At 64.5% G+C, this 1,754-nt stretch carries 2 protein-coding genes; one reads left to right on the top strand and one right to left on the bottom strand.

Annotation, left to right across the window (positions count from 1 at the left end; translation table 11 throughout):
• Nucleotides 1-10: 10 nt before the first annotated feature.
• Nucleotides 11-619, bottom strand: coding sequence for a DNA cytosine methyltransferase (locus ACFWPJ_RS31990; RefSeq protein WP_378857138.1), 609 nt, complete (start codon nucleotides 617-619; stop codon nucleotides 11-13).
• Nucleotides 620-731: 112 nt separating this feature from the next.
• On the opposite strand from ACFWPJ_RS31990, the gene ACFWPJ_RS31985 reads away from it, so the two are divergent.
• The gene (locus ACFWPJ_RS31985; protein ID WP_378857136.1) at nucleotides 732-1,568 is read left to right on the top strand and encodes a GIY-YIG nuclease family protein; all 837 of its coding nucleotides are present in this window, start codon (nucleotides 732-734) and stop codon (nucleotides 1,566-1,568) included.
• Nucleotides 1,569-1,754 lie beyond the last annotated feature (186 nt).

The raw sequence follows: 1,754 nt of genomic DNA, 5'->3' as shown, positions 1-1,754 counted from the left end.
GTCTGTTGTTTTAACGAGCCGGGGGGTAACTGTGGTGGTGGGGGCGGGTGGCCTGGCTCCGCCGCCGGTCGGCGTCGTGGTCCTGCCATCGCGTCGAGTCGACGCGCTGCTGGTGGGGGAGCCGAAGCTCGTTGACGATGTATTGGAAGTAGTCCGCGAACGAGGGCCGAAGGAGCCCGCGGACGTTCTCACAGATGACAGCCTTCGGGCGTACCTGGCGTATCGCCTTGAACATCGCCGGGAACATGTTGCGCTTGTCCTCGTCGCCCTTGGCGACACCGCCAGCGCTGAACGGCTGGCAGGGCGGCCCGCCGGCGAGTACGTCGACCTGTCCCTCGAAAGCGGTGAGATCGAGGTCCTGGACATCAGCCGGATAGAGCGGCGCGGGCTGCCCCACCGCGGGTGGCTTCGGCCGGATGTCCTCGATCTCGACCAAGCCGTCGGTGCCCAGGGTCTTGCGAGCGCTGGCGACGAGGGTCTGGCAGGCGCGCTTGTTGAACTCGTTGAACAGCAGAGGCCGGAAGCCGGCCTCGTGAACGGCCATCGCGAGTCCGCCGCCACCGGCGAACAACTCGACGCTGGTCCGTGTCCTGTTCACGCTTTCCGGCTGGTCATTCATGGGCGAACCATACCGCGGGGGTCGGACAGGAATGGTTCCGGACGTGGTGAGTCGATTGACAGAAGTCGAGTCCATGGAGTTCTCTCGTGATCGTGATCGAAGGGGGACCGAGATGAGTCAGTACATGTCGCCGATCGGTGGGGGAACCCACCACAGCGACTTCCGCCTCAGCATCACCAAGGCACTCGGGGACCAGCTCGCCGCAGCGCTCGCCACGCTGGTCGCCATCCCGCTGACCGAGGAGAACCTGAACGAGGGTGTCGACGAACGCCCCGGTGTCTACCAGCTCTACCTCGACGGCGAGTTCGTCTACGTCGGAAAGGCCGATAAGTCGCTCCGCGACCGGTTGGGTCAGCACCTGCGCAAGATCTCCGGTCGCCGCGACATCCCTCTCACCAGGGTCACCTTCTCGTGCCTATACGTCGCCGAGGACTTCTCCGCCCTGGCGCCCGAACAGCTGCTCATCAGCCACTACAAGGGCAAGGGTGGCGTTCCCTGGAACAACAACGGCTTCGGCAACAAGGATCCCGGGCGACAGCGCGACACGACGGTCCTGAAGGAGAAGCACTTCGACGTCGCGTTCCCGATAAACCTCGACGTTCCCGTCCCCGGCATCGAAGCGGGCGAAACGACAGTCGGAGCCTTCCTTGGGGCGTTGAAGGCCGGACTGCCTTTCGTGTTCCGCTACGAGAAGCTTCCATCCCGGTTGAGTGGGGAGGTCCTCGACGTCGACCGCGCGGATCTCACCTCGGACGAGGCGTTCCGCTTGGTGTCCGCGACGCTGCCCGCGGACTGGCAGATCACCGCTCTGAGGGGCTACGTGATCATGTACAAGGAGACCCAGGAGTACCGGAGCGCGTGGCGGTACTACCGTGCGGGAGCAGTCGTCGACGTGACACCGGAGTCCATTCCAGAGGACGCCGTGGACACACCGGATCTCGACGAGTGAAGCGCCCGACACTCGTCCCGTCCCCCTACGTACGCGGTGTCGACACCCGGGAAGGAAGGTAGGTGAACGTGGACGCGAAGTATTCACCGGAGTCGTTCGACCCACTGTCGACGACCCGCCTGGCCAACACGATCTGCGAGGAGCTCGAGCCACAACCCTAGGTCACAAAAGCGGATGAGATACCCC

It is taken from the genome of Nocardia sp. NPDC058497 (assembly GCF_042720195.1).
Classification (GTDB): Bacteria; Actinomycetota; Actinomycetes; order Mycobacteriales; family Mycobacteriaceae; genus Nocardia.
This window is presented reverse-complemented; position numbering and strand designations above follow the sequence as displayed.